This is a genomic window from Flagellimonas yonaguniensis (genome assembly GCF_029193885.1).
Taxonomy (GTDB): domain Bacteria; phylum Bacteroidota; class Bacteroidia; order Flavobacteriales; family Flavobacteriaceae; genus Flagellimonas; species Flagellimonas yonaguniensis.
Map to the genome: position 1 here is coordinate 1 of NZ_JARFVB010000042.1, position 1,334 is coordinate 1,334.

2 protein-coding genes are annotated in these 1,334 nt (G+C 50.6%); both read right to left on the reverse strand.

Annotated elements, in window-relative coordinates:
* Positions 1-130: 130 nt before the first annotated feature.
* Positions 131-997, reverse strand: a complete 867-nt coding sequence (locus tag PY092_RS19615; protein WP_275617416.1) for an IS3 family transposase — start codon at positions 995-997, stop codon at positions 131-133.
* Entirely contained in the window at positions 994-1,269 is a 276-nt protein-coding gene (locus tag PY092_RS19620) for a transposase (protein ID WP_275617417.1), read from the reverse strand. The genes PY092_RS19615 and PY092_RS19620 overlap by 4 nt, the downstream gene beginning before the upstream one ends.
* Positions 1,270-1,334 lie beyond the last annotated feature (65 nt).

Below are 1,334 nucleotides of genomic sequence, written 5' to 3' on the forward strand. Positions count from 1 at the left end.
TATAATTCCCCCCATCCTTAGGACAGGTTTTCTTTAAAAATAAATGTGATAATGGTGTTGAAAAGAGGGGGTCCGGGGGAGACTGATAACTCCCCGTTTTTGTTGAAAACCCTGCTTCTCCCGATATCCATTATGCCGCTTTCCTTTTCTTGTGTTGATAATAGGTCGATGGTACTTGCCGCTCCAGGCTCTGGTGCCTTCTTTCTTCGTTGTAATAATCAAAGTATTTCCTCAGGCCTCGGTAACATTCCAGTCCGTCATCGGCGGGGAACAGGTACACATGTTCGTATTTGACACTTCGCCATAGCCGTTCGATGAATATATTGTCGATGGCACGCCCTATGCCATCCATACTGAGCCTTATGCCCTGTTCGGGGGCGGTGACCCATGTATGGAACTCCTTGGCAGTGAACTGGCTCCCTTGGTCGGTGTTGAGTATCTCCGGCGTCCCATGTTCCATGACGGCGGTCTCCAATGTCCGTCTGCACCATTCGGATGTCATGGTATTGGACAGTGACCAGCCCACCACGTAACGGCTATAGAGGTCGATGACGGCGCACAGGTACAGGTAGCCCCCCTTGACCGGAATGTAAGTTATATCCATCGCCCATACATGGTTCGGGCCTTCCGCCTTCAGGTTGCGCAACAGGTACTTGAACACTTTGTGCAACGCGCCCTTGCCCCTTTTTGAAGTATTGGGCTTGGGGCCTACGGCGGATATGCCCATCAGGCGGAACAGCCGTTCGATGCGTTTCTTGTTGATCTTGATGCCCTTGTCCTCGCGCAGCCAGTCGGTCATACGGGGAACCCCCAGCCATGGGTGCAGCATGTGCTCTTCGTCCACCATGCGCATGAGTTCCAAGTTCAGTTCGCTCTCGCCCTTGGGGGCATAATAAAGCCCGCTACGGTGGATCTCCAACAGCTCGCACTGGCGCACCATGCTCAGATCCGAGGCCTTGTCAACATGCCTTTTCCTTTGTTTGGCATCCTCTTTCATGACAAGGCTTTCTTTAAAAAATCAAGCTCCACCTTCTGTTGGCCGATGGTCTTTAAAAGATGTTCCTCCTTCTCTTGGGCCTCGGTCTTGGCATCCTTCACGGGACGGTCGAAAACCGCTTGGCCGTTCTTGAGGAACTGGCTCTTCCAGTTGGTGATCTGTGTGGGATGGATCTCATATTTCCTCCCAAGCTCCTGGATCGAAAAACGTTCGCTCAGGGCCTCCAAAACGACCTTGAACTTGAACTCCGATGTAAACTTTCTTCGTTTCATTTGACAGTGAATTTAAGGTTAAAAATTAAACTTAAGCTACTGTCCTAATATTGGGGGGAATTATA

Coding starts and splice junctions, on each gene's coding strand:
- PY092_RS19615 (WP_275617416.1), bottom strand. CDS start 997: ATGAAAGAGGATGCCAAACAAAGGAAAAGGCATGTTGACAAGGCCTCG.
- PY092_RS19620 (WP_275617417.1), bottom strand. CDS start 1,269: ATGAAACGAAGAAAGTTTACATCGGAGTTCAAGTTCAAGGTCGTTTTG.